Below are 25,911 nucleotides of genomic sequence, written 5' to 3'. Positions count from 1 at the left end.
AAACTATGGTAAAATAGGAGGATAAAGATAGTAAAAGGAGAAAAAGTGTGAGAAGCATTTACATGATATTAAGTAATCGATCTTTTATTGGACTATTACTCGCTATTAACCTCTTCGGAACTGTGTATGGCTATTATTGGTATAGATATCAGTTAGCAGAAACACCTGCGAAATTTTTATTGTTTGTACCTGATAGTCCGACGGCAAGCCTTTTTTTTGTGTTAGTATTAATTGCGTTTTTATGGAGAAAAAACTGGCCACTAATTGAAGCGCTGGCATTAGTAACATTATTTAAATACGGTATATGGGCAGTAGTTATGAACTTCCTTGTTTATTTTGAAACAGGAACAATCGGCATTGATTCATGGATGCTCATAATTTCACATGGGGCTATGGCCATTCAAGGATTATTATATATTCCTTTTTATCGTTTTAAATGGGGGCATATTATTCTCGTAGCGATTTGGACATTACATAATGATGTGATAGATTATGTGTTTAAAATGATGCCTAAATATAGCGTATTAGATCAATATATGGCAAATATCGGCTACTTTACTTTCTGGCTCAGTGTTTTAAGTCTATTGATTGCCTATTATGCCTATAAAAAGAGCGAGGAATTACAATGGAGGATTCAATAGAATTGCATTTTTTTTAGTCTAACCTTGTCCAACTCATCATACATTTTTAATAGTAGATAGAGGAGGGACAAGAATGAAGGCTAAATTGGTTATGTTGTTAATGATATTGATTTTACTTTTGCCTATTTCTTTTTCTGTATATGCAGACCAAAAAACGCCTGCAAAGGAATTGGATGAACTAGATACGCTTTCAGATGAGGTATTACAGCTTGTACGATCAGAACGTTATGAGGATGCCAAAAAAATTCTTGATTATTTTTCAAACCAGTTTAGCTCAGTTAGTGTAAATGGAAGTCCGTTTACAGTAGATGAACGGAGGATTTTAACTGGTACACATGATGAAGCGGTAGAGGCAATCACTAATCAATCGATTAAAAATGACGAACGGATAAATTCGGTAACAAAATTTCGATTGGCGGTTGATGCTGTTTCATCAGGTGAACAACCTTTATGGACTCAGATGGAAGAACCTGTTATGTCAACCTATCGAGAGATGAAGGATGCTATCCTTTTAGATGATAAAGAAAAATTTGATGAAAAGTTAGATTCTTTTCTATCGTTATATCAAATTATTTATCCGAGTCTTAAGCTGGATGTTTCCGCTGCACAATTTCAAGAATTAAACTCCCTTGTAGAGTTTATGAATACGTATCGGTTACAAGTTTTTAATCAACAAGGAGATTTAGAGGAAGTAACCCAATTAGAAAGTGAATTGCAGGATGTTTTTAATCAACTCTATGAGGATGAGGCAGATCCCTCTTTATGGTGGGTAATTATTTCGACGGGAAGTATTATTATTCTTACTTTATCCTACGTTGGCTGGCGGAAATATCTCGGAGATAAAGCGGAAAAAAGAAAAACAAAACAAAAAAGGGATAATATTTGACTTTGGTGTTTTTCCTGCTTACAATAAAAATATACTACTAGAAATAATAGGGGGAAAAACATGATTTTTATATATTTTATTCTAATTATTCTCATCCCTATTTGGGCACAAATGAAGGTGAAGAGTGCATACAAAAAATATTCCAAAGTAGCTTCTTCCTCCCATATGTCCGGTAGAGAGGTAGCGAGAAGAATATTAGATTCTAATGGGCTTTATGATGTATCTGTCGAGGAAACAAGAGGGGTATTATCTGACCATTATGATCCCCGTTCTAAAGTTGTCCGTTTATCGACTGATAACTATCATGGTCATTCAGTAGCAGCAGCAGCTATTGCAGCACATGAAGTTGGTCACGCTATCCAAGATCAGCAAGAATACTCTTTCTTACGTTTTCGTTCTACATTAGTTCCAGTTGCTAACTTTGGAAGCAATGCATCATGGATCTTTATCTTAATAGGGATGTTCGCACAACTTCCTGGAATGATGTTATTAGGAATCATCTTAATGGCTGCCGGCGTACTGTTCCAATTTGTTACACTTCCAGTGGAATTTAACGCATCGAACCGTGCGATGGATCAAGTTGTGTCATTAGGGATTATAAGAAACGATGAGGAAAGAGAAACGAAAAAAGTGTTGAATGCAGCAGCATTAACATATGTGGCAGCGGCAGCAGTTGCTGTTCTCGAACTAGTTCGTTTGCTGTTGATTTATACAGGAATGTTAAGAGATGAATAGAAATTAAAAATAAGCTGGGCTTTAATTTATTCAGTCGAAACTAAACCCAATCAATGATACGAAAGTCTTTTGTATCATTGATTGGGTTTTTTTCATCAAAAAAGAAGATTTGTGGTATTACACGGAACTTCTTATGGGAACGAAATATATTGATGAATCAACTTATTTGAATTTTGATTTTTTAGAAAATTATAGATTTTAAAAAATGCTAGGTGTATAATAAACAATGCCATTTACATAAAAGAAAACAAAAAGAAAGAAGGGTTTTTTTGCAAACTGCTGAATATGTACAAGGGAAAAAGCGGCAGGAGATGACCATTTATCGGATTTTATTTGCGATAAGTCTTGGACATTTTTTGAATGATTGTATGCAATCGGTTGTGCCTGCCTTATTTCCTGTTATCCAAAAGTCAATGGAATTAAATTATACCCAAATTGGTTGGATTGCCTTTGCTTTAAACATTACATCCTCTATTCTACAACCTGTGTTTGGTGTTTTGGCAGATAAAAGGCCAGCACCATATTTATTGCCGATTGCAATGTTCTCAAGCTTAATCGGAATGCTAGGCCTTTCTCTCGCTCCAAATTTTTACTTGGTCTTATTATCCGTTTTATTTATTGGATTTGGTTCCGCTATCTTCCATCCAGAAGGATCTCGTGTTTCTTATATGGCAGCTGGAGCGAAACGCGGGCTTGCCCAATCAATTTATCAAGTGGGCGGAAATGCAGGTCAATCATTAGCACCTGTATTTACTGCTTTTATTTTTGTACGAACAGGTCAATTCGGAACCATTTGGTTTACTCTTCTAGCTACAATTGGCATGATTGTATTATTTCAAGTATCAACTTGGTATAAGAGAGAATTGTATATTAGAAATCCACAAAAGAAACAACAAGGAAAGCGGGAATTTGTTGTTAATAAAGAAATTATTCTGGCAATATGTTTATTAATTTTCCTTGTATTTGCACGTTCTTGGTATGGAGCGGGAATTAGTAATTTCCTTCACTTTTATTTAATTGAGAAGTTTAGCTTAAGTATTGAAAATGCGCAAATATTTGTTTTTGTGTTTTTACTTGCTGGTGTAATTGGGACTTTTCTTGGAGGACCATTGGCAGACCGCTTTGGGAAAAGAACGATTCTTCTCTTTTCTTTAATCGGATCTGCACCGTTTGCTTTACTGCTCCCACATATGCCGTTTTGGCTAATAGGGCCTTTATTATTTATTATTGGCTTTATTTTGCAGTCTAGTTTCAGTGTGACCGTTGTTTATGCACAAGAACTGCTTCCAGGTATGATTGGCCTTGTGTCAGGCTTAATTGTAGGGTTAGCATTTGGAATGGGGGCACTAGGTGGAGTAATCTTTGGTGTTATTGGAGACACATTTAGTTTGCAAGCAATTATGATTATTTGTAGCCTGCTGCCGCTTTTAGGAATATTGACATATATACTGCCGACGGATAAGCGAGTTAGTGAAATACATTCTACTTTAAAATAGATAATAGTTAGTATGACATCACTTATAGGCGCCGTAATAAGCTTCGTTCTTGAGCTAATTATAATTAAAATAGACCATACGTTCGTTTTGTGCTATGATTGCTCTAAAAGAAAACAGGAGGAGTTAGGATGGCACTAACAAATCTAAATGTAGAAGAGCGAATGAAAAATTATAAAATAGCTGGTTTAAGCATAGCGGTAATACAAGATGCAAATCTTAATTGTATCAAACAGTATGGTGTGAAGGAAGCAGGTAAAACGGATATTGTTAATGAACAGACACGCTTCCATTCTGCTTCTATAAGTAAATTTGTGACAGCTATGTTGGTTTTAAAGCTAGTAGAAACTGGACTGCTTGATTTAGATGAAGATGTTAATGTTAAACTTAGCTCTTGGCGTTTAACAGCAAATAAATGGATAAAAGGCAAAAAAGTAACTTTAAGAGATCTTTTGAGTCATCAATCAGGGATTATTGACCCAGAAGGTAGTTTTAGGGAATGGAAAGAAAACGAGGAAGTTCCTCCTATGATAGACATATTAGAAGGAACTTCCGTATTCAATCGGCAGAAAATACAGATCAGTTGTGAACCAATGAGTGCATTTCATTACTCGGACGCTGGCTTTTGCATTATTCAACAACTGATTGAAGATACTTTGCAGAAATCTTTTCACATAGTATTAAAAGAATTTCTCCTTCAGCCTTTACATATGAATCAGAGCTGTATTGATATAAGAGGTGTTGAAAATATTTCTTCTGGTCATGATAATAAAGGACAAATTATCTACGGAAACTACCCCTTTTATCCTTATCCAGCAGCCTGTGATATTTGGACTACTCCTGCTGATTTAGCGATTTTAGTATTGGAATTAATGAATGCTTTGGAAGGTAGAAGTCAATTAGGATTATCGAGGCAAAATGCTAAGGAGATAATCAGTCCGCAAGGGAACATAAATTGGATCGGACTGAGCGTGTTTTTAGATAGCTCTAATAAAGAAGTGGAAATTTCTGCATTAGGATGGGGGATTGGATTTCAGAGCATGCTTGTAGCTTACCCATTATTAAAAAAAGGGGCGATAATTATGACAAATACTGATTTAGGTGTACATCAAATGAAAGGGATAATAGGAGAGATCTATCATTCTATTTTTGGCAATGATTATTAAGTCAATAGTAAGAGCAAAAAAATTGTATTCATCGTTGCAAGTAATTTAATATTAATTGCAAAGTGAATACAATTTTTTAGTTTATTTATCGAGAGGTTGTTTATATTCATCTAAAGTGAAACCTTCGCCCATTACATCATGAACGATACTAACCGATACAAACGCATGGGGATCTATACTTGTAATGATGCTTTTTAAACGAACAATTTCTGTTTTTGCGACAACACAATAAAGTACTTCCCGATCTTGTTTAGTAAAGGAACCATGTCCTTTTAAGACAGTAACACCACGATCCATTTCACTCATTATCTTATTGGCGATTTTTTCATTGTCGTCAGAAATGATCATTGCTCCTCTAGCTGCATATGCCCCTTCTTGAATAAAGTCGATTACTCTTGCCCCGACAAAAACAGCAACCAATGTATACATCGCTTCTCTATATGATAGATACGTGATTAACGAAAGCGTAATGACACAAAAGTCAAAGAAGAACATGGTTTTTCCCATACTCCATCCGAAATACTTAAACCCTAATCTAGCTATAATATCTACTCCGCCAGTTGTCCCTCCATAGCGGAAAATAATACCTAAGCCGACACCAATAAATGTTCCTGCGAATAAAGCAGCTAGAGTCAAATCTTCAGTGAGGGGAATATGTAACTCGATCTCTGGAAGCTGGAAAAACCAGAGGAAAATAGAGACTGCAACCGTTCCAATAATCGTGTAAATAAAGACGTTTTTCCCTAATAACTTCCACCCGATGAAAAACAAAGGGATATTAAGTAGTAAATTTGTGATGGAAGGATCCAAATTCCATTCAGCATATAATAAAAGCGTAATACCGGTAAAACCACCTTCTGCTAAATTGTTCTGCATATTGAAATGAACAATACCGAAGGAAAATATCGCAGATCCTAAAAGGATGAACAAGATATTTTTAACTTTAATACTTTTAAACATCGACTCGCCTTCTTTCTTAGTACAAAATGCACTATTATTAGCGTATCCATTATATCGAATCACATGCAGATGGGCAATCTAGCAGATAAGCAAGCAATTAGTTAATGTTAGGAAAAGAAGAGCATGCATTTTTAGACACTTATATTAATATCGTCAAAAATGTTTGTAAAAATGGTTTAGATTAGCTAACATGGAATTGGATAAGATTACTTATTGACTTGAGGTGCTTATATTGAATCAGGATAAAACGGTAAAAGATATACAAAGAGAAGTAGATGAATACATCGGACAATTTAAAGAAGGGTATTTCAGTCCGCTGGCCATGCTTGCCCGACTGACAGAAGAGTTAGGAGAGCTGGCTAGAGAAGTAAACCATTACTATGGGGAGAAACCAAAAAAAGAAACGGAAACAGAGAAAGAAATTACGGATGAAATTGGGGATATGTTGTTTGTGTTAACTTGTTTAGCCAATTCACTTAATATCGATTTAGAAGAAGCACATAATCGTGTTATGCATAAATTTAACACACGGGATAAAGATCGTTGGACAAGGAAAGATCAATAAAGACAAAATACATATTAAGGAGTTAGGACATTGAATAAAGTAAAAATCGTAATCGCAGGACCTAGAGGCAGAATGGGAACAGAAGCAGTTTATTTAATGGGAAGAACAGAGAATTTTGAACTTGTTGCAGTTTTAGATCATAAGAATGAGGGGAAAAGCTTAAAAGAGATAGAAGGCTTTGCTTCTTATGATGTACCAATATATACGGATATAGAAAAATGTCTACAAACAGAAAAACCGGATGTGCTTATTGATTTAACAACGCCTGAGTTCGGCATGCATCATGCTAAAACAGCTTTAAGCTATGGTGTTAGACCAGTAGTAGGAACAACCGGGTTTACGAAAGAAAACTTAGCCGAATTAGAAAAATTATGTGAAGAAATGGATCGCGGCTGTATCATTGCGCCAAATTTTGCTTTGGGTGCTGTGTTAATGATGAAATTCTCTAAAATGGCTGCACGCTATTTTGCCGATGTGGAAATTATGGAAATGCATCATGATCAAAAACTGGATGCACCATCTGGAACTGCTGTGAAAACAGCTGAGCTTATTGCAGAAGTAAGAGAAAGCAAAAAACAAGGACACCCAGACGAAAAAGAGACCATACCAGGCGCAAGAGGCGCAGATTTCGATGGAATGAGAATACACTCTACACGTCTACCAGGCTTAATTGCCCATCAACAGGTTATGTTCGGATCAGATGGAGAATCATTAACCATTAGACATGATTCTTATAATCGGGCTTCCTTTATGTCAGGTGTTAAATTTGCAGTAGAAGAGGTATTAAAGCTAAATGTATTGATATACGGTTTAGAAAATATTATGGAGTAGGAGTGGAATTAGGATGAACATTGCTTTAATTGCTCATGATAAAAAGAAAAATGACATGGTTGCTTTTGTTGTTGCTTATAAAAATATATTTGCAAAGCATACTTTATACGCAACTGGAACAACAGGTGGTAGAATTCAAGAAGCAACAGGATTAGATGTACATCGTTTTCATTCAGGACCACTCGGCGGTGATCAAGAAATAGGCTCGTATATTGCTAATAATGATATGGATATGGTTTTTTTCTTTAGAGATCCTCTAACTGCACAGCCTCATGAACCTGATGTTACAGCATTAATCCGTTTATGTGATGTTTATTCTGTTCCGCTGGCAACAAATATGGGAACTGGAGAAGTATTAATTCGAGGACTCGAGCAAGGTGACATAGATTGGAGAAAGATAGTTCATGGAAAGACAGAACCAGTGGCAAAAAAATTCACAGAAAAACTCAATGAAAACTGATGAAGTTGATATACTCGCTTTTGGTGCTCATGCCGATGACGTAGAAATCGGCATGGGTGCAACCATCGCAAAATATGCTGCACAGGGGAAAAAGATTATTATCTGTGATTTAACAGAAAGTAATCTTTCTTCAAATGGCACAGTAAAAAGACGTAAACAAGAAGCGGAAAAAGCAGGAGAAGTGCTGGGAATTGCTGAAAGAATGACATTGCAGATTCCTGATCGAGGTTTATATCTAGAAGAAAAAGCTATAAAAAAAGTAGTGGAAGTGATTCGTACATACAAACCAAAGATTGTGTTTTCTCCTTATTGGGAAGATAGACATCCGGATCATGGCAATTGCACCAAAATTGTGAATGAAGCAGTCTTTTCAGCAGGGATAAAAAACTATCAGGTTGGAAATACATCAGCCCATAAAGTACAGAATCAATACTATTACATGATAAACGGTTTTCATAAACCTGATTTTGTTATTGATATTAGTGATTATATGGAGCAAAAGCAAGCTAGTCTTAATTGTTATCAAAGTCAATTTGTTAAAGGTGAAAACAGTGTGGAAACTCCGTTAACAAATGGCTATATTGACACAATAGAAGCAAGAGAAAAACTTTTTGGCAAAGAAGTTGGTGTGATTTACGCAGAAGGATTTATTAAATCTAAGCCAATATTATTAAATCAAGATTTATTAGGTGGAGACAAATGAAAAAATTAAAAATCGGCATTACCTGTTATCCGACAGTTGGCGGATCAGGGGTTATTGCAACAGAATTAGGAAAGATGCTGGCTGAGAGAGGACATGAAATTCACTTTATTTCTTCCAGTATTCCTTTTCGTTTAAATAAAATGTATCCGAATATTTATTACCATCAAGTGGAAGTAAATCAATATGCTGTTTTTCAATACCCGCCATATGATTTAGCATTAAGCAGCAAAATGGCGGAAGTCATTAATCGAGAAGAGTTAGACTTGTTGCATGTTCACTATGCAATCCCACACGCTGTTTGTGCTATATTAGCAAAACAGATGAGCAACAGGGATGTCAAAATAGTTACAACACTTCATGGCACCGATATAACAGTACTAGGATATGATCCATCACTTGCAGCGGGAATACGTTTTGGAATTGAAAAATCAGATCTCGTAACAGCAGTTTCTAATTCATTAATCGCCCAAACTTATGAAGTAATTGAGCCAAACAAAGAAATACTCCCTGTTTATAATTTTATTGATGAGCGAATTTATCGGAAAGTCGATGCAAGTCATTTGAAAAAAGAACTGGCGATTTCCGATACAGAAAAAGTTGTTATTCATGTCTCTAATTTTAGAGGAGTAAAAAGAGTTACAGATGTTGTACAAGCATTCCATCAAATCGCAAATCAGATTCCCGCAAAACTATTGCTTGTTGGTGATGGACCTGAAATGTCGAAGGTGACCAAATTAGTGGATGAGCTTCAATTAAGACAAAAGGTATTATTTCTTGGCAAACAAGAGAATTTGGAGGAGCTCTATTCTTTAAGTGATCTCATGCTGCTTCTTTCGGAAAAAGAAAGCTTCGGTTTGGTGGCATTAGAAGCTATGGCATGCGGGGTTCCCGTCATAGGAACAAATGTCGGCGGTATTCCTGAGGTAATTGTTCCAAATGAGACAGGGTATATTTGTGAACTTGGGGATATAGAAGATATTGCTAAACATTCGATAAAGCTGTTAACGGATGAAAAGAAGCATGCCCAATTTTCGCAGCATTCTATTTCGAGAGTACGAGATTATTTCCGGGCCGATATCATCGTTGACCAATATATAGAGATTTATAAATCTATTTTAGAAACTGGTGAAATGAATGATAAATCCGTTTGAAGAAGCTCTCCCGATTATTAATAAAATCGAGAAAGCAGGTTATGAAGCATATTTTGTAGGAGGAGCAGTTCGAGACCATTTATTAAATAAGCAAATTCATGATATCGATATTGCTACTTCCGCAACACCGGAAGAAATTAAATCGATCTTTCCTCACACTATTGATGTAGGGATTGCCCATGGGACTGTGATGGTAATATGGGATCAACATACATATGAAATAACAACATTTCGAACAGAATCCGCATATAGAGATTACCGCAGACCAGAGCAAGTACATTTTGTACGGGAGTTAAAAGAAGATCTTAAACGCCGTGATTTCACTATTAATGCAATGGCGATGGATAAAAACGGTCGTGTCATCGATTATTTTAATGGAAAAGAATCCTTAGAAAAAAAAGAAATTAAAACAGTTGGCAATCCGAACGAACGTTTTCAAGAAGACGCGTTAAGAATAATGAGAGGAATTCGGTTTGTGAGTACTTTAGGCTTCCACTTAGAGAAAGACACGCTAAATGGCATTAGAAACAATCAACAGCTTCTTTCAAAAATAGCGGTAGAGAGAATAACAGCTGAATTTGAAAAACTTTTACAAGGTTCATGGTGTTTAGAAGCTTTAAAAATTATGGTAGAAACTAAAATATATCAATTCTTACCGATGCTATCATCAGAAGAAAAAGGGGTTTCTATGTTCGCGAAATTACCACTGACCAAGCTTGGATTGCTAGAAAAATGGGCTGTTTTAATTTTATGTCTTGGAATGAAGGAAAAGCAGCAAATAGAATTGTTTTTACGTGCGTGGAAATTATCAGTCAAGCAAATAAAGACTATTCAAAAGATAATATATTGGATGCTGCAAAGAGAGCAGATGACTAATTGGTCTAATCAGGCGCTGTATTTTGCAACATTATCTGTTGCGGTTAGTGCGGAAAAAATGTATCAATTGTTAAAAAATTGCGAGGTAAACATAGATATTGTTCATTTAGAAGAAAAGTATGAGAAGTTGCCGATTAAATCAATGGAAGAACTAAAAATCGGCGGAAACGATCTATTAAGTTGGACAGAAAAAAGACCCGGTCCATGGATAAAAGATGTTCTCTCCTTAGTGGAAAGGAATGTCGTGGAAGAAAAACTTTCTAATGACAAGCAATTAATAAAGGAGTGGCTGAAACGATGTCATCAGATATAAGAAAAGGTTTAATTGAAGCCTTTACTAATAATCCTGATCAATACTTATCTGGTGAATCACTAGCAGAACTTTTAGGGTGTTCGCGAACAGCCATTTGGAAACATATTGAGTCATTGCGAAAAGATGGCTTTATATTAGAAGCTGTCCGAAAAAAGGGCTATCGAATTATCAGTTCACCAGAAAAAATTGTACCAGATAAAATATTCTTTGGTTTAAATACGATGTACATGGGTAGAAATATCCATTTTGAAGATTCGGTTGATTCTACTCAAACTATCGCTCAGAAACTTGCGCTAGAAGGAGCAGAAGAGGGAACCTTAGTGATAGCAGAAGAGCAATTAGGTGGCAGAGGACGGTTAGAAAGAAAATGGCAATCACCTAAATATAAGGGAATATGGATGAGTCTTATTTTAAAACCGAACATACCGATAATGAGAGCGCCGCAGCTGACATTGCTGACAGCTGTTGCAGTCGTCCAAGGAATTCAAGAAGTAACTGGGGTACAAGCAGATATTAAATGGCCAAATGATCTTTTATTGCATGGGAAAAAACTAACAGGCATCTTAACAGAAATGCAAGCAGATAGTGATAGAGTTCATTCGTTGATCATCGGAATAGGAATTAATGTGAATCAGCAGCTTGAAGACTTTGAGAAAGATCTCCAATCAAGTGCCACTTCTATTTATCTGGAAACACAAAAGAGCTGGGATCGGGCAGAACTTATCCAAGGAATCATGTTGCAGCTAGAAAAATTATATCAGCTTTATTTAGAGAAAGGTTTTTATCCAATCAAGCTTCTGTGGGAAAGCTATTCGGTGAGCCTAGGACAAAAAGTGACAGCTAATACGCTGAATGGAAGCATAGCGGGACTTGCAAAGGGTATTACAGAAGATGGTGTTTTGCTACTTGAAGATGAGCAAGGGGCTATGCATTCGATTTACTCTGCGGATATTTTGTTGGAAACGTAATTTGCCCATAGTCAGGATAGAGAAATATTGTTATAATGCTTTTGTCGGGCAGTATCTTAATGAACTGCACCAGTATGTTTGAATGTGCATAAACCATAATTTAATCTGCCTAGATCCACAATTGGACAAGGACAGAGGGATGAAAATAGACATATAAAACAATCCTTCTATGCTTTGTAGAAGGTTTTTTTTTCGTGTAAAGCCATTCCCTCTTCCTATTTAAAAGGAGGAAAACTTAGTGAAAGCAACAACTGATTTTATCAAAATGAAGCAGAAGTGTGAAAAGATTACGATGATCACCGCCTATGATTACCCTTCTGCTAAATTAGTTGAACAAGCAGGAACAGATTTAATATTGGTAGGGGATTCCTTGGGAATGGTTGTACTTGGATATGATTCAACTGTACCAGTAACAATGGATGACATGATTCATCATGGAAAAGCGGTTAAACGCGGTGCTGAAAATACGTTTATCGTCATTGATATGCCGTTTATGAGCTATCATTTATCTCGTCGCGATACTTTATTAAATGCGGCACGCTTGATCCAAGAAACAGGCGCAAATGCAGTGAAAATAGAAGGTGCAGACGATGTAATTGAACAAATCAACTGTTTAACAAATGCTGGTATTCCAGTGATGGCGCACTTAGGTTTAACCCCTCAGTCAGTAGGTGTATTAGGTGGCTATAAAGTACAAGGAAAAAGTTCGGATGAAGCGAAACGGCTTATGGATAGTGCATTAAAATGCCAAGCTGCAGGAGCTTTTGCGATAGTATTGGAGTGTGTGCCGATGCAAGTTGCTAAAGAGGTGAGTAAGAGATTGGATATTCCTACAATCGGTATCGGAGCTGGAAGTGAAACAGATGGGCAAGTTCTTGTTTATCACGATTTGATCACATATGGTGTGGATCGAGTTGCAAAATTTGTAAAACAATATGCAAATGTCAATGAAGCTATTTCTCTTGCAATCGATCAATATATTTCTGAAGTGAAAATGGGGGCTTTTCCAGAAATGAAGCATAGCTTTCAGATGAAAGCGGAAGAAATAAAAAGCTTATATGGAGGAAACACCCAATGAATATCGTCACAAATCCAAAACAATTACAGGATATAACTACTTCGTTACAAAAAAATAAAGTAACCATTGGCTTTGTGCCGACAATGGGGTATCTACATGAAGGTCATCGAGCACTGATTAAAGCTGCAAGAGAACAAAATGAAATTGTGATTATGAGTGTATTTGTTAATCCACTGCAATTTGGACCAAATGAAGATCTTGCTTCCTATCCAAAAGATTTTGAACATGATAAACAAGTGGCAATGGAAGAAGGAGTAGATTATTTATTTCATCCCTCGGTGGAAGAAATGTATCCAGGGCAAATGTCTGTGACTGTAAAAGTGGAAAGACGTACGAACTGTTTATGTGGTAAGTCAAGACCTGGTCATTTTGATGGAGTCGCAACTGTATTAACGAAATTATTTCATTTAGTTCAGCCGACGAATGTTTATTTTGGTAAAAAGGATGCACAGCAAGTCGCAGTGGTAGATGGATTAATAGAAGATTTTCATTTTCCTATTAATCTAGTTGCAGTGAATACGGTCAGAGAAGAAGATGGCTTAGCAAAGAGTTCTAGAAATGTTCGCCTTACGCCAATAGAAAGACGAGAGGCAGGCATTTTATATAAATCTCTTAGTATAGCTAGAAGTGAGTTAATAAAAGGAACGGCAGATATAGAAGCATTAAAAAAATCTATTATCACTTTCGTTGAAAAAGAGTCAAGCGGCAAGGTTGACTACTTTGAGATATTATCCTATCCCCAATTAGAGACATTAAAGGAGCTAAATGGGAAGATGGTTATAGCGATTGCTGTCCACTTTAGTAAAGCAAGGTTAATAGATAATATAATCTTTGAATTAGACCATGCATCTAGGTAAACATTGACAAAAATGGAGGGTTATCCTTATGTTTCGGATAATGATGAACGGAAAAATCCATCGAGCTACTGTAACAGAAGCAAACTTAAATTATGTTGGCAGTATTACAATTGATGAGGATATTTTAGATGCGGTTGGAATGGTAGCGAATGAAAAAGTTCAAATTGTAAATAACAATAATGGCGCAAGATTAGAAACATATATTATTCCTGGAGAAAGAGGAACTGGGACGATTTGTTTAAACGGCGCAGCCGCAAGATTAGTTCAAGTAGGAGATATTGTTATTATTATATCTTATTGTTATGTTTCAAATGAAGAGCTCACCCAGCACCAGCCTAAAGTAGCGATTATGGATGAAAATAATCGCATTACAACTATTCTTCAGCAAGAACCAGAGAAAACAGTATTATAACAACTGAAAATTCTTAAAAGCCAAAATAATTATATAAATATTTCTTAACATGTATGTATATTGTTCAGGTTTCTATTTGGTTGGAATATTTGTGTTCCAACCTTTTTTCGTTTATTTTTCTCTAAAGTGTAAAATAAACGAAAAAAGCACAATAAAAGAATCATTACATAAAGTAGGAACATCTTTCCCTTTTTTCATTTTTATGATACCGTTTGATTGACTGAAAGTTTGAGGTGGACGTAATGAGTAACAAATTTGTAGTAGTTGATTTGGAGACAAACGGTAATTCTCCGAGAAAAGGGGATCGAATCATACAGTTTGCAGCGGTAGTTATAGAGAATGGGAACATTGTAGAGGAGTACTCTTCCTTACTTAATCCTCTTCAGCCAATAACACCGTTTATTGAAGAATTAACTGGGATCACAGATGAAATGGTGGAATCAGCGCCAATTTTCGAAGAAATAGCAGACAAAATTGTTCATTTATTAGAAGATGCTTATTTTGTTGCACATAATGTTTTATTTGATTTATCTTTTTTAAATGAGGAGTTAGAGCAGGCAGGGTGTAGACAATTTTATGGCCCTATCCTTGATACAGTTGAACTGGCAAGGATTTTATACCCTACAGCAGATAGTTATAAATTAACAGACCTTGCCGCACAGGAAGGAATTGTCCATACTAGACCGCATCAGGCAGATAGTGATGCTTATGTGACAGCAGAATTATTGCTTTTATTACTAGCAAAACTGAACGAACTGCCTCAAGTTACGACAAAGCAATTAGAATTTTTAAGCTCATCGCTAAAAAGCGATTTAGATATTTATTTACAATCATTGCTGCAAGAGAAACAATCAAAAGTTGAGTATATTCCTGAAAGCTGGGAGGTATATCGTGGATTAACGCTAAAAAAATTACCTAGTAATTTGATTAGTAACCAAAGTAAAGATTATACCGATTCTTTTGATGTTCATACTGTAGAAAAACGGATGAAAGATACTCTATCTTTTTATCAAAAAAGAGAAGGGCAGATCGAAATGATGAATGCCGTTCATCAAGCACTAACAAGTAATCAGCATGGACTTATTGAAGCGGGTACCGGTGTTGGAAAGTCTCTTGGTTATTTAGTGCCAGCTGCTTATTTTTCGATAGAGAACAAAGAGCAAGTTATTATTAGTACATTTACCACTCAGTTACAGGAACAACTATTTCATAAAGACTTGCCTTTGCTTAAAAGAATTCTTCCGTTTCCAATTACTTATACGCTTTTAAAAGGCAGAAATCACTATATTAGTTTAGATAAATTTGAAGTATCCTTAAAGGAGCAAGAGGATAACTATGATATTATTTTAACAAAAATGCAGATTTTAATATGGTTAACCGAAACGGAAACGGGTGATAAAGATGAATTAAATTTAACAAGCGGTGGAATAAATTATTGGGAAAAAATTAAAAATGATGGGAATTTTTCATTACCAATTTCAAAAGAATGGGCCCAGAAGGATTTTTATCGGAGAACCCGGAATGCTGCGCAAAAGGCTAATATGATTATTACGAATCATGCTTTGCTTGTAAAAGATTTAACAACCGATCAACATTTGCTACCATCTTATCATTATGCCATTATCGATGAGGGCCACCATTTTGAAAAAACAGCTACTAAGCATTTTGGTTTCCGCTTTTCATATGTAGCCGTACGATTAAGTATCAATGCGATTGGGACGACAGATCAAAAGCAGCTAATGTATCATTTAGAACATATGCTAGGTGATTTATCTCTAACGGATAAAATAGAATTCAATCAATTTATTTTATCGCTACATGAAGAATTAGATGAACTGTTTCGTGCTGTTCTACGTTATGTGAAAAAAACAAATCAATCAAGTAAAGAAGGAAAAGGTAGCTATCGTATAAAGAAAACAGATACAGGAGATTGGAATGCAGTCAAAAGTGTTGCAGAGAGAATGGTTTTTCTCTGGAAGGATGGAAGAAACGCGCTTAGAGAAAAAGTGCTTCGATTAAAAGAGCAAAATAGGAAATTTAGCTCTTCGCAAATGCTTGTAGTTGAACGAATTGAATCGACATTAAATGATTGGCAAATATATATTAATCATTTGCGAGAAATGTTTTTGCGCGAAGGAGACAATATAGCCTGGTTGGAAACAGATAAGAAAAATTTTCTTAATAATGCTGTTTTGTATACACAGCCATCTTCTGTTGCAGAACCTTTACAGAATCGTTTTTTTAATCAGAAACAAAGCATTGTTTTTACCTCCGCAACTATAACTGTAAATAATTCATTTGATTATTATGTGAAAGTTTTAGGGCTAGGGAAAAACCAATTAGAAGTTCAAATAGATTCACCATTTAACTATGAGAAACAAGTACAACTGCTTATCCCAACAGATGTACCCGAAGTAAATACAGTCTCATTAAATGAGTATGTATCTACTATTGGCAAACAAATCATTAACATCGCGCAAGCTACGAAAGGGAGAATGCTTATTCTTTTCACAGCAAATGAGATGCTGAAAAAGACATATGATTATATGAAAGAAAGTGGCTGTCTAGAAGAATATGCTATTTTGGCCCAAGGAATTACCAATGGAAGTCGAATGAGATTAACACGTAATTTTCAACGATACGATAAGGCGATATTATTGGGAACGAATAGTTTTTGGGAAGGAATTGATATTCCAGGAGAAGACTTGACCTGCTTAATTATTGTTAGACTTCCGTTTTCTTCACCGGAAGATCCATTAACAGAAGCGAAAAATGAACGTATTAAGAATGAGGGCGGAAATCCCTTTTTAGAAAATAGTCTTCCAGAAGCAGTTTTGCGATTTAAACAAGGATTCGGAAGATTAATTCGTACAGAAGAAGATAAAGGATTTATTATTGTATTTGATCGCCGAATTGTTTCCACTTCTTATGGAGAAACCTTTTTAAAATCTATTCCTGCTGTGCCAATTAAGCAGCTAAATAATACCGAAATGGTCAAATTTATTGAAAAGTGGCTGAAGTAGAAGTAGATAACTATTTTGTTCTCTAATCAATGCAGCTTGCATGCACATCATCTTCTAGAAAAATAGAAGAGGAAGTGGATGCTGGCTGGTCATTTCTAGCAAAAAACTACCGATTATTATTATTATTATTTCTTTCTGTTTATAAATCCTGTTATAATAACCTATGTATAAAATAATGTATTAAAGAGTGATGTAAAATGAAGAAATGGATTTGGATAATTGTTGTTGTTGTTCTTATTGGACTAGCTGTAAGTATTAATACATATGTTCAAGCGATGAAGCCTGTTAAATCTGCAAGAGAAGTTGCAGAAAATATTGCTAAGAAAGAAGCCGATTTGAAAGAGGTCGACAGCTTTCAATTATATAATGGCAAGGAAGCCTATTATATTTTAGAAGGTAAAAACGATGATAATAAGGATATTATTGTTTGGATTAATGAAAAATCCCATAAAGTTACCGAAAAATTGAAAAAAGATGGGCTGACCAAACAAGAAGCGCTTAATATATTATTATCGAAGCAGACACCAGAAAAAGTCAATCATGTGTGTTTGGGAATGTATGATGGTATACCTGTATGGGAGATCTATTCTCATACAGATAAAGATTCCATAAACTATCATTGGATTGATTTTGAAACAGGAGAAATTCTTTTAACAATTGAAAATTATTAACCAATAGGAGTGGTAAATAACAATGAAAATTCAATTAGCACAAAGAGTGAATGCATTAACTCCATCAACAACTTTGGCCATTACTGCAAAAGCAGCTAGTTTAAAAGCAGATGGTCATGATGTGATCGGTTTAGGCGCTGGAGAGCCTGATTTTAACACTCCTCAAAATATTATTGACGCTGCGGTTAGAAGCATGAATGAAGGACATACTAAATACACTCCTGCATCAGGCTTACAAGTACTAAAAAAGGAAATTGCGGCAAAGTTAAAGCGAGACCAAAAACTAGATTATGAAACAAATCAGATTATCGTCACAAATGGAGCAAAACATGGATTATACACTTTGTTCCAAGTAATTTTGGACAAAGGGGACGAAGTTATTATTCCTACTCCTTATTGGGTTAGTTATCCAGAACAAGTGAAACTGGCAGAAGGAGAGCCTGTTTTTATTGAAGGTTACGAATCGAATGAATTTAAGATTACCCCAGAACAATTAAAAGAGGCTATAACTTCAAAAACGAAAGCAATCATTATCAATTCGCCAAGTAATCCAACTGGAATGATCTATACAGAAGAAGAGTTAAAAGCAATTGGGGAGATTTGTTTAGAACATAAAATTTTAATTATCTCTGATGAAATTTATGAAAAATTAGTTTATGGAGATAGCAAGCATGTATCAATTGCTTCTCTATCCCCTGAACTGAAGGAAGCCACTATTATTATCAATGGGGTTTCCAAATCTCACTCTATGACAGGCTGGAGAATTGGCTATGCAGCGGGTTCTAAAGAAATTATTACAGCGATGACAAATCTAGCAAGCCACAGTACTTCTAACCCGACGACACCATCTCAGTATGCAACGATAGAAGCTTATGCAGGCCCGCAAGAATCAGCCGAAGAAATGCGTCAAGCATTTAATAAGCGCTTAGATATTATTCATGAAAAATTAAATAATATTCCTGGATTTTCATGTTTAAAACCAAAAGGGGCATTTTATCTTTTCCCTAATGTGCAAAAGGCAGTAGAATTAACTGGATTTAAGTCTGTAGATGAGTTTTCAACAGCTTTATTAGAAGAGGCATTAGTAGCAGTTGTTCCAGGTTCAGGATTTGGAGCAGATAGTTACATCCGACTATCATATGCAACGTCACTTGAAAAATTAGAAGCTGCCGTAACGCGAATGGAGCAATTTGTCGAAAAAAAGATGGTCGTTAACCAGTAAAGTTTTATTAGTAGAGTATGCCCACAAAGATACTATATCTTTTAGGGCATTTTCTCTTTTTCTATTATTTATTTTGGAAGAGAAATTGATCGGAGTAGGATTGAATAAAAGAAAAGTCTTTGTACACGCCAATATTATACTAGAAGGTGATCGATAGTGTTGATTGTCTACAGATGTAAAGGTATAATGTTTTGGTAGAATATTTTTTATCGAGTAGAATAATTTCTATTAAATCTGCTACTAATAGTAGACAATCGGTTTTTAATACCCAACTTTATATAGGGCAAGCCGTAGTATCTATTTAAGTACATATATTTTTTTGTTTTTGGAGGAGTTAATCGTGATTAAAGCAACTATTGCCGAGTTACCAAAATATGTTGATAAAGAGGTTAAAGTAGGCGCGTGGATTGCCAACAAGCGATCTAGCGGAAAAATTGCCTTTTTACAGCTTCGCGACGGATCAGGATTTGTACAAGGAGTTATTGTTAAAAGTGACGTAGCGGAAGAAGTTTTCCAAACAGCTAAATCAATTACACAAGAATCATCTGTATATGTTACTGGTACTGTTCAAAAGGATGAACGTTCCCCGTTTGGGTATGAGTTATTAGTAACAAATATTGAATTGATTCATACTTCAACAGATTATCCGATAACGCCAAAAGAACATGGAACAGAATTCTTGATGGATAATCGTCATTTATGGTTACGTTCCAAGCGTCAGCATGCCGTAATGAAAGTTAGAAATGAAATAATTCGTGCAACGTATGAATTTTTTAATGAAAATGGATTTGTAAAAGTAGATCCACCCATTCTAACAGGAAGTGCTCCTGAGGGTACAACAGAATTATTTGCAACTAAGTATTTTGAAGAAGATGCTTATCTTTCACAAAGTGGACAACTTTATATGGAAGCAGCAGCAATGGCGTTAGGAAAGGTATTTTCATTTGGCCCTACATTCCGTGCCGAAAAATCTAAAACACGCCGTCATTTAATCGAGTTTTGGATGATTGAGCCTGAAATGGCATTTGTAGAGTTTGATGAGAATTTAGAAGTTCAAGAACAATACGTATCATATGTTGTTCAATCTGTGTTGAAAAATTGTCAGCTTGAGCTTAATACGCTAGGAAGAGATGTTTCTAAATTAGAAAAAATCACTGCTCCTTTCCCAAGAATAAGCTATGACGATGCAATCACATTCTTACATGAAAAAGGCTTTGATGATATTGAATGGGGAGATGACTTTGGATCTCCACATGAAACAGCTATTGCGGAAAGTTTTGATAAGCCTGTGTTTATCACCCATTATCCAACTAAAATTAAACCTTTCTATATGCAGCCAGACCATGAAAGAGAAGATGTCGTCCTTTGCGCAGATTTAATTGCTCCAGAAGGCTATGGTGAAATTATTGGTGGTTCAGAGCGTATCCATGATATGGAACTATTAAATAAACGAGTAAAAGAGCATCAATTAGATCCGGAAACATACAAATGGTATCTAGAACTAAGAGAATACGGTTCAGTACCTCATTCTGGTTTTGGTCTCGGATTAGAAAGAACAGTTGCTTGGATTACAGGAGTGGAACATGTTCGTGAAACCATCCCATTCCCAAGATTATTAAATCGTCTATATCCTTAATTAACAATAGTAGGGTAGAAAATACGGAAAGTTTAGGTGGAGGACCTCACAGAGAATAGATAATGTGAGGTTTTCATCTTTGATAACATTCCTCGTTTTCTCCCTTCTTCTTTTTGTTAACTATTGCTAGGTTTGGGTGATTTTCATTATTACATGCTTATTGCCAACATGATATACTTAATTAGAGGTGTCCTTATGAATAAAACAATTTTTTTAAAATGGCTGCAAGAAGGGAATGTAAATATTCCTTCCACACTTCTAACACATTACAAACATTTAAAAATAAATGAAAAAGAATTAGTTCTTTTACTGCAAGTACATTATTACTTAGAACGAGGGAAGGATTTTCCGACCCCTGCAGAAATAGCTGCACAAATGACAATAGATATTAATGAATGTCATGAATTATTAAGTCAACTTATCCGCAAAGGCTTTATCGACATATTAGATGGAAATAGTGATACCGGAATCCGATTTGAGAGATATTCCTTGGAGCCTCTTTGGAATAAATTAATTGAGCAATTTCTCCTTAATAATAAAAAAGAAGAAGAAGCTTTAATAGAAAAAGAAGAATCAGATTTATATACTTGTTTTGAAAGAGAATTTGGAAGACCATTGTCTCCTTTTGAAATTGAAACATTAAATATGTGGGTAGACGACGATCAGCATGAAATAGTAATTATAAAAGCAGCGCTTAGGGAAGCTGTGATTTCAGGTAAATTAAATTTTCGTTATATTGACCGAATCTTGTTTGAATGGAAAAAGAATGGAATTAAGACAATCGAGCAAGCAAAGAGCCATGGGAAAAAGTTTAGACAGCATCAATCTGTTGGCTATAAAGCAGAACAATCGGAAGAATCTTCTAACAAAAAGACAGTGCCTTTTTATAATTGGTTGGATCAATAATCTTTTGATGGAGAGGAAGAATGTATAGGAGAAAGTAAATGGGACCGATCCTTTTAACTTTCCTTCTGAGAACTAATGGTTCTTCCTAATATAGGATAAAAAGCAGCAAACCTCGCAGTAAAAGGTGACATAGAAAGCTAGGATTGTCAAGAGAATAACGTTTAGACTTTCATAAAAACATCTACAAATAGAAAGAAAGACTTCTTATGTAGATGTTAGTCTAGCTATTCGTAGAATGACTTTTTTTTATTGCGAGTAAGTATAGTATATTCATTTCGGAGGATCACATGTTAAAAAAAGATGAAATTAGATATTGTCTTGATACGATGGGAGAAATGTTTCCTGAAGCGCATTGTGAATTAGTTCATTCTAATCCGTTTGAATTAGTGATTGCCGTATCATTATCTGCCCAGTGTACCGATGCCCTTGTTAATAAGGTAACAAAAAATTTATTTCAAAAATATAAAACACCAGAAGACTATTTGAGTGTTCCCTTGGAAGAATTACAGAATGATATTCGTTCAATCGGTTTATATCGAAATAAAGCCAAAAATATTCAAAAGCTATGCCAAATGGTTTTAGAAAAATATAATGGTGAGATACCAATGGACCGGGATGAACTGATTAACTTACCAGGTGTGGGAAGGAAAACGGCTAATGTTGTTGTTTCTGTCGCTTATAATATTCCCGCTATAGCTGTTGATACCCACGTGGAAAGAGTTAGTAAGCGATTAGGTATCTGTCGTTGGAAAGACTCCGTTTTAGAAGTAGAGAAAACACTTATGAAAAAAGTTCCCAAAGAGGAATGGTCTGTAACGCATCATCGTATGATCTTTTTTGGAAGATATCATTGTAAAGCTCAAAACCCGCAATGCGAGGTTTGTCCACTACTAGCATTGTGTAGAGAAGGGAAAAAGAGAATGAAGACAAAGGGTGTTGTCTGATGGCTAACAATCAATTAGATGCACCACTTGAGCTTATATATGGACCGTTCCCCGTTATAAAACAATTTCCTTTTATTGCTTCGGATAGTTTTGAACTAATGCCAGCTTTTTTACATGAGGCTAATTACTATCATAATAAGGTAGTTTATCAGCCTTGGAATAAAGAAAACTTTCCTGAGTGTGTAAAATTGGTGTTTGATAAGTGGAGACAGCTTAAACAGGAAATACAATTATTTGTGAAAGAAAGAGATTCTAATAGACTTCAACAAGGACTAACGATTGGAGCAGAATACTTCTTAGAATGTTTATATTGGGTTAATGAAAAGCCAGTCACATTTAAAAATGGTTTGGTAGATCCTAGTTTAGAAGTAAAACCTTTCAATTTAGAAGATCGACTTCAGTTTATTTTAAAAAGATTAAATGGCTATCATTCCTTTAAACAACTGGATGAGTTATATAAAGAATTAGAAAAACAGTTTGCGATTAAATTAGTTAAATTAAAAAGAAGCAATTAAATAATAAAAGAAGCCAGAACATAAATGTTCCAACAAAAATAAACCCAACCAATTATACAGAGATGATAACTTCGTATAATTGCTTGGGTTTATTTATTCATTAATAAAGAGGTTAGGTTAATTTAACTAACCATTCAACAGGGGGAGGAAAGCCCCCACTGTTGGAAGTTCGTTTTATTGAGAATCATTTTGATTTTGTTCTCTATTACGGTTTTGGTTCTGGTTTGGGTTTGGGTTAGTATCATTAGGGTTAGGATGATTATTTGGTCCATTATTGTTCCCATTATTGTTGTTGCCATTGTTGTTTTCACCATTATTTCCATTCCCACCGTTGTTCCCATTGTTATTATCTTGATTGTTTTGATTTTCATCTCCATTGTCTGAATCGCCATTGTCGCCATCATCTTGATTGTCATCAGAATCTTCGCCATTTGAATCGTCTGGCTTTTCTTCGTCATCTATCGTTTCATTTGGGTCCTGTGGCGGCTGTTCCTCAATCTTTTCCGGGACAGTAATACTTGCAGACGCAGGATCACTTTCTTGATCACCTTTAATTACTTTTACGGCGAAATTATAGGTGCTGCCAGGAGTAGGTTTAGCAATTTTTAAACTTGTGTCAGAAGTAACAGTCAATTGCTCACTAGCTCCACCATCTACACTGACGCTGACATCAAATTTGATGCCATCTTTCTTGCCGTAATTCCAAGATAAGTCAATTTCATCACTGTTTTCATTATAACTAGCTTTTACTCCATTTGGTGCGTCTGGCTTATTATATTTCTGTGAAACTTCATTAAGAATATTTCCTTTTACCGCATACTCGGTCTGTATTTGACTACTTGGCGTATAGGAACTTGCTAACCGGGCTGGATAGGTGCCTTTCTCAATTTTAACGGTTTCCACACTATCTGGTTTCTTGAAATCTGGTGTTTCTACATCTTCGGAAATATGCCCCATGACAGCTTTGAAAATTTGTTGGGCAACTTTCTGATTAGCACCAGGCGTGAGTGGATTTTTTCGCTCAGTGTATCCGGTCCATACAGCCATGGTGAAATTCGTTGTATAACCAGCGAACCAGGCGTCTGGTACACTGTTTTGATTCGTTATTCCCCATTTATTTCGTTCTTCTTCTGTATAGTTAGTTGTTCCGGTTTTACCAGCAACAGGCAATCCAGGGATATTTGCAAGTGTTCCCGTTCCATCGCTGCTTGTAAGGACCCCTTTTAACATATCAGATATTAAGAAGGCAGTATAATCCTGCATTACTACTTTTGATTTAGGTTCCATATTTATTTTTGTACCATCTTTTAATTTAAAGGATCGTACAGCATGAGGGGCATTATATACTCCTTCATTTCCAAAGGCGCTATAAGCTCCAGCAATTTCTAATGTGCTAGCTTCAAATGATCCAATTGCATATGATTCATATGCTTCCTCAAGCGGGATACCAAGATTCACGGCAAATTCTTTAGCATTTTCAGCACCAACAGCTTGGAATGCTTTAAGAGCAGGGATGTTTCTTGACATTTCTAACGCTTTTCGCATAGTCATAGAGCCTTTATACTTATTATCCCAGTTGTTAATCGGTGTTCCGTCTGAATAGGTACTGCGTTCATCTACGATTGTTTGATAAGTACCCCATTTTAAATGTTCAATTGCTGGACCATAATCTAGGATTGGCTTAGCTGTTGATCCTGGCTGGCGCTTCATATCTGTTGCATAGTTTGTGCCTAGCTTTACTTCAGGATCACGATCTCCGCCAAGTGCTAAAATACCGCCTGTTTTTGTATCTAACAATGTAATTCCAGCTTGGAAATCTTTGTCAGGGAAAGGAACGATTTCTCCCTCATACATTAATTTATCTACATATTCCTGAGCTTTCTTATCCATTGTTGTATAAATTTCTAACCCATCTGTAAATACATTAACATCTGGATATTTTTTCTCAATTTCGGCAATAACTTGTTTTATAAATGGATCAAATGGCAGGTCATTTGATTTACGTTTTTCTTTTTTCACTAATGTATCTTCAACAGAAGTCTTTTGTGCTTTTTCCATTTCTGCTTTAGAAATATAACCATGCTGGTGCATTAAAGATAAGACGATATTCCGTCTTTTCTCTGCTCTTTCGGGATTATTAAACGGATTATACGCATTTGGCGCCTGTGGCATTCCTGCGAGAAGAGCTGCTTCAGGCAACGTTAATTCGTCTAAAGGTTTGTCAAAATATACCTTTGCTGCGGTTTTCACCCCGCTCATATTTTCAGACATAAAGATTTTATTGACATACATCTCAAATATTTCTTCTTTGGAGTACTTGCGCTCTAATTCAAGAGCTAGCCATGCTTCTTGCGCTTTTCGGCTCAATGTTTTTTGTGGCTGGTTAAAGAAGAAGTTTTTCACTACTTGCTGTGTGATCGTACTTGCACCTTCAGAACCAAACCCGTCTCGGAAGTTCGCAATAACTGCTCCGCCTAAGCGAATAGGGTCAATTCCATGATGCTTAAAAAATCGCGAATCTTCGGTTGCGATAAACGCATCTTTTACTAAATCAGGTATATCTTCATAGTTTACATAGTCCCGGTTAACGGCACCTACTTTGGCTATTTCTTCATTATTTTTATCATAGATAGTAGAAGAAATAGGATCTTTTAATGTCTCTGGATTTAATTCAGGTGCGTCTTTTACCATAATAGCAAAGGCCACTCCACCGGCAATAATGCCGATAATACCGATTGTTAATAAAATAAGCAGAACGCGCTTAAACAAATTCATACCGCTTTTTTTCTTTCCTTTTTTAGGAGCTTTTTTCTTAGAGGCTTCAAGTTGTTTACGGCGCTCCTCTCGCGTTTGATATTTATCTGTCATAATTATTCCTACCTTTCTTTCTAAAAACAAA

General features: G+C 35.6%; 25 protein-coding genes. 23 read left to right on the top strand and 2 right to left on the bottom strand.

The window, feature by feature from the left end:
• Window positions 1–47 precede the first annotated feature (47 nt).
• From NST77_RS10625 to NST77_RS10605, 5 genes are all read left to right on the top strand, one after another.
• The gene (locus NST77_RS10625) at window positions 48–641 is read left to right on the top strand and encodes a DUF1405 domain-containing protein (RefSeq protein ID WP_163186179.1); all 594 of its coding nucleotides are present in this window, start codon (window positions 48–50) and stop codon (window positions 639–641) included.
• 73 nt (window positions 642–714) lie between these two features.
• A complete protein-coding gene (ypjB, locus tag NST77_RS10620; RefSeq protein ID WP_095331862.1) occupies window positions 715–1,527 on the top strand; it encodes a sporulation protein YpjB in 813 nt (270 codons plus the stop codon).
• Between the two features lie 60 nt (window positions 1,528–1,587).
• Window positions 1,588–2,262 carry a zinc metallopeptidase gene (locus NST77_RS10615; protein WP_095259094.1) on the top strand — a complete coding sequence of 225 codons (675 nt, stop codon included), beginning with the start codon at window positions 1,588–1,590 and terminating at the stop codon, window positions 2,260–2,262.
• Window positions 2,263–2,573: 311 nt separating this feature from the next.
• The gene (locus tag NST77_RS10610) at window positions 2,574–3,758 is read left to right on the top strand and encodes an MFS transporter (protein WP_341123744.1); all 1,185 of its coding nucleotides are present in this window, start codon (window positions 2,574–2,576) and stop codon (window positions 3,756–3,758) included.
• Between the two features lie 128 nt (window positions 3,759–3,886).
• A complete protein-coding gene (locus NST77_RS10605) occupies window positions 3,887–4,921 on the top strand; it encodes a serine hydrolase domain-containing protein (RefSeq protein WP_341122960.1) in 1,035 nt (344 codons plus the stop codon).
• 81 nt (window positions 4,922–5,002) lie between these two features.
• On the opposite strand, the gene NST77_RS10600 is transcribed toward NST77_RS10605, so the two are convergent.
• Window positions 5,003–5,881: a YitT family protein gene (locus NST77_RS10600; protein WP_095331868.1), complete on the bottom strand. Its 879-nt coding sequence runs from the start codon at window positions 5,879–5,881 to the stop codon at window positions 5,003–5,005.
• Window positions 5,882–6,113: 232 nt separating this feature from the next.
• On the opposite strand from NST77_RS10600, the gene NST77_RS10595 reads away from it, so the two are divergent.
• The 18 genes from NST77_RS10595 to NST77_RS10510 all read left to right on the top strand — a co-directional run bounded on the left by NST77_RS10595 (window position 6,114) and on the right by NST77_RS10510 (window position 23,012).
• Window positions 6,114–6,446 carry a nucleotide pyrophosphohydrolase gene (locus NST77_RS10595; RefSeq protein WP_095331870.1) on the top strand — a complete coding sequence of 111 codons (333 nt, stop codon included), beginning with the start codon at window positions 6,114–6,116 and terminating at the stop codon, window positions 6,444–6,446.
• Window positions 6,447–6,476: 30 nt separating this feature from the next.
• Entirely contained in the window at window positions 6,477–7,277 is an 801-nt protein-coding gene (gene dapB / locus NST77_RS10590) for a 4-hydroxy-tetrahydrodipicolinate reductase (protein WP_123257843.1), read from the top strand.
• 13 nt (window positions 7,278–7,290) lie between these two features.
• Complete coding sequence (mgsA, locus tag NST77_RS10585; protein WP_095331874.1) at window positions 7,291–7,737, top strand: methylglyoxal synthase; 447 nt, start codon at window positions 7,291–7,293, stop codon at window positions 7,735–7,737.
• Window positions 7,727–8,440 carry a bacillithiol biosynthesis deacetylase BshB1 gene (bshB1, locus tag NST77_RS10580; RefSeq protein WP_095331950.1) on the top strand — a complete coding sequence of 238 codons (714 nt, stop codon included), beginning with the start codon at window positions 7,727–7,729 and terminating at the stop codon, window positions 8,438–8,440. The genes mgsA and bshB1 overlap by 11 nt, the downstream gene beginning before the upstream one ends.
• Window positions 8,437–9,591 carry an N-acetyl-alpha-D-glucosaminyl L-malate synthase BshA gene (gene bshA, locus NST77_RS10575; RefSeq protein WP_095331876.1) on the top strand — a complete coding sequence of 385 codons (1,155 nt, stop codon included), beginning with the start codon at window positions 8,437–8,439 and terminating at the stop codon, window positions 9,589–9,591. Before bshB1 ends, bshA begins: the two co-directional genes overlap by 4 nt.
• Window positions 9,575–10,780, top strand: a complete 1,206-nt coding sequence (locus NST77_RS10570; RefSeq protein WP_123259284.1) for a CCA tRNA nucleotidyltransferase — start codon at window positions 9,575–9,577, stop codon at window positions 10,778–10,780. The genes bshA and NST77_RS10570 overlap by 17 nt, the downstream gene beginning before the upstream one ends.
• Window positions 10,765–11,748: a biotin--[acetyl-CoA-carboxylase] ligase gene (locus tag NST77_RS10565; protein WP_095331880.1), complete on the top strand. Its 984-nt coding sequence runs from the start codon at window positions 10,765–10,767 to the stop codon at window positions 11,746–11,748. Before NST77_RS10570 ends, NST77_RS10565 begins: the two co-directional genes overlap by 16 nt.
• Before the next feature lie 238 nt (window positions 11,749–11,986).
• The gene (gene panB / locus NST77_RS10560) at window positions 11,987–12,826 is read left to right on the top strand and encodes a 3-methyl-2-oxobutanoate hydroxymethyltransferase (protein ID WP_341122959.1); all 840 of its coding nucleotides are present in this window, start codon (window positions 11,987–11,989) and stop codon (window positions 12,824–12,826) included.
• Window positions 12,823–13,683, top strand: coding sequence for a pantoate--beta-alanine ligase (panC, locus tag NST77_RS10555; protein ID WP_341122958.1), 861 nt, complete (start codon window positions 12,823–12,825; stop codon window positions 13,681–13,683). The genes panB and panC overlap by 4 nt, the downstream gene beginning before the upstream one ends.
• A gap of 28 nt (window positions 13,684–13,711) precedes the next feature.
• The gene (gene panD / locus NST77_RS10550) at window positions 13,712–14,095 is read left to right on the top strand and encodes an aspartate 1-decarboxylase (RefSeq protein ID WP_123257841.1); all 384 of its coding nucleotides are present in this window, start codon (window positions 13,712–13,714) and stop codon (window positions 14,093–14,095) included.
• Window positions 14,096–14,337: 242 nt separating this feature from the next.
• Window positions 14,338–17,118, top strand: coding sequence for an ATP-dependent DNA helicase DinG (dinG, locus tag NST77_RS10545; protein ID WP_341122957.1), 2,781 nt, complete (start codon window positions 14,338–14,340; stop codon window positions 17,116–17,118).
• Window positions 17,119–17,147: 29 nt separating this feature from the next.
• The gene (locus NST77_RS10540; RefSeq protein WP_204259856.1) at window positions 17,148–17,294 is read left to right on the top strand and encodes a hypothetical protein; all 147 of its coding nucleotides are present in this window, start codon (window positions 17,148–17,150) and stop codon (window positions 17,292–17,294) included.
• A gap of 21 nt (window positions 17,295–17,315) precedes the next feature.
• On the top strand, window positions 17,316–17,789 hold the full coding sequence (locus NST77_RS10535) for a cell wall elongation regulator TseB-like domain-containing protein (protein ID WP_095331890.1): 474 nt from the start codon (window positions 17,316–17,318) through the stop codon (window positions 17,787–17,789).
• Between the two features lie 22 nt (window positions 17,790–17,811).
• Entirely contained in the window at window positions 17,812–19,011 is a 1,200-nt protein-coding gene (locus NST77_RS10530; RefSeq protein ID WP_341122956.1) for a pyridoxal phosphate-dependent aminotransferase, read from the top strand.
• Window positions 19,012–19,354: 343 nt separating this feature from the next.
• Window positions 19,355–20,647: an asparagine--tRNA ligase gene (asnS, locus tag NST77_RS10525; protein WP_163186249.1), complete on the top strand. Its 1,293-nt coding sequence runs from the start codon at window positions 19,355–19,357 to the stop codon at window positions 20,645–20,647.
• A 195-nt stretch (window positions 20,648–20,842) separates the two neighbouring features.
• Window positions 20,843–21,553 carry a DnaD domain-containing protein gene (locus NST77_RS10520; protein ID WP_341122955.1) on the top strand — a complete coding sequence of 237 codons (711 nt, stop codon included), beginning with the start codon at window positions 20,843–20,845 and terminating at the stop codon, window positions 21,551–21,553.
• A gap of 287 nt (window positions 21,554–21,840) precedes the next feature.
• Window positions 21,841–22,497: an endonuclease III gene (gene nth / locus NST77_RS10515; protein ID WP_095331898.1), complete on the top strand. Its 657-nt coding sequence runs from the start codon at window positions 21,841–21,843 to the stop codon at window positions 22,495–22,497.
• Entirely contained in the window at window positions 22,497–23,012 is a 516-nt protein-coding gene (locus tag NST77_RS10510) for a YpoC family protein (RefSeq protein WP_341122954.1), read from the top strand. The genes nth and NST77_RS10510 overlap by 1 nt, the downstream gene beginning before the upstream one ends.
• A gap of 174 nt (window positions 23,013–23,186) precedes the next feature.
• On the opposite strand, the gene NST77_RS10505 is transcribed toward NST77_RS10510, so the two are convergent.
• Window positions 23,187–25,880, bottom strand: coding sequence for a PBP1A family penicillin-binding protein (locus tag NST77_RS10505; RefSeq protein WP_163186189.1), 2,694 nt, complete (start codon window positions 25,878–25,880; stop codon window positions 23,187–23,189).
• Window positions 25,881–25,911 lie beyond the last annotated feature (31 nt).

Source organism: Niallia sp. FSL W8-0177 (genome assembly GCF_038006285.1).
Lineage (GTDB): Bacteria > Bacillota > Bacilli > Bacillales > Cytobacillaceae > Niallia > Niallia circulans_A.
Note: the sequence above shows the minus strand (reverse complement) of the source record. Positions and strands in the feature narration are given on the sequence as shown.

What these genes read in the sequence shown, in the direction of transcription:
- NST77_RS10610 (WP_341123744.1), top strand. Translation starts at nt 2,574, where the DNA reads ATGACCATTTATCGGATTTTATTTGCGATAAGTCTTGGACATTTTTTG.
- bshB1 (WP_095331950.1), top strand. Translation starts at nt 7,727, where the DNA reads ATGAAAACTGATGAAGTTGATATACTCGCTTTTGGTGCTCATGCCGAT.
- NST77_RS10605 (WP_341122960.1), top strand. Translation starts at nt 3,887, where the DNA reads ATGGCACTAACAAATCTAAATGTAGAAGAGCGAATGAAAAATTATAAA.
- NST77_RS10535 (WP_095331890.1), top strand. Translation starts at nt 17,316, where the DNA reads ATGAAGAAATGGATTTGGATAATTGTTGTTGTTGTTCTTATTGGACTA.
- nth (WP_095331898.1), top strand. Translation starts at nt 21,841, where the DNA reads ATGTTAAAAAAAGATGAAATTAGATATTGTCTTGATACGATGGGAGAA.
- NST77_RS10520 (WP_341122955.1), top strand. Translation starts at nt 20,843, where the DNA reads ATGAATAAAACAATTTTTTTAAAATGGCTGCAAGAAGGGAATGTAAAT.
- ypjB (WP_095331862.1), top strand. Translation starts at nt 715, where the DNA reads ATGAAGGCTAAATTGGTTATGTTGTTAATGATATTGATTTTACTTTTG.
- NST77_RS10510 (WP_341122954.1), top strand. Translation starts at nt 22,497, where the DNA reads ATGGCTAACAATCAATTAGATGCACCACTTGAGCTTATATATGGACCG.
- NST77_RS10540 (WP_204259856.1), top strand. Translation starts at nt 17,148, where the DNA reads ATGCAGCTTGCATGCACATCATCTTCTAGAAAAATAGAAGAGGAAGTG.
- bshA (WP_095331876.1), top strand. Translation starts at nt 8,437, where the DNA reads ATGAAAAAATTAAAAATCGGCATTACCTGTTATCCGACAGTTGGCGGA.
- panD (WP_123257841.1), top strand. Translation starts at nt 13,712, where the DNA reads ATGTTTCGGATAATGATGAACGGAAAAATCCATCGAGCTACTGTAACA.
- NST77_RS10600 (WP_095331868.1), bottom strand. Translation starts at nt 5,881, where the DNA reads ATGTTTAAAAGTATTAAAGTTAAAAATATCTTGTTCATCCTTTTAGGA.
- dinG (WP_341122957.1), top strand. Translation starts at nt 14,338, where the DNA reads ATGAGTAACAAATTTGTAGTAGTTGATTTGGAGACAAACGGTAATTCT.
- panC (WP_341122958.1), top strand. Translation starts at nt 12,823, where the DNA reads ATGAATATCGTCACAAATCCAAAACAATTACAGGATATAACTACTTCG.
- NST77_RS10530 (WP_341122956.1), top strand. Translation starts at nt 17,812, where the DNA reads ATGAAAATTCAATTAGCACAAAGAGTGAATGCATTAACTCCATCAACA.
- mgsA (WP_095331874.1), top strand. Translation starts at nt 7,291, where the DNA reads ATGAACATTGCTTTAATTGCTCATGATAAAAAGAAAAATGACATGGTT.
- NST77_RS10570 (WP_123259284.1), top strand. Translation starts at nt 9,575, where the DNA reads ATGATAAATCCGTTTGAAGAAGCTCTCCCGATTATTAATAAAATCGAG.
- NST77_RS10565 (WP_095331880.1), top strand. Translation starts at nt 10,765, where the DNA reads ATGTCATCAGATATAAGAAAAGGTTTAATTGAAGCCTTTACTAATAAT.
- NST77_RS10505 (WP_163186189.1), bottom strand. Translation starts at nt 25,880, where the DNA reads ATGACAGATAAATATCAAACGCGAGAGGAGCGCCGTAAACAACTTGAA.
- NST77_RS10615 (WP_095259094.1), top strand. Translation starts at nt 1,588, where the DNA reads ATGATTTTTATATATTTTATTCTAATTATTCTCATCCCTATTTGGGCA.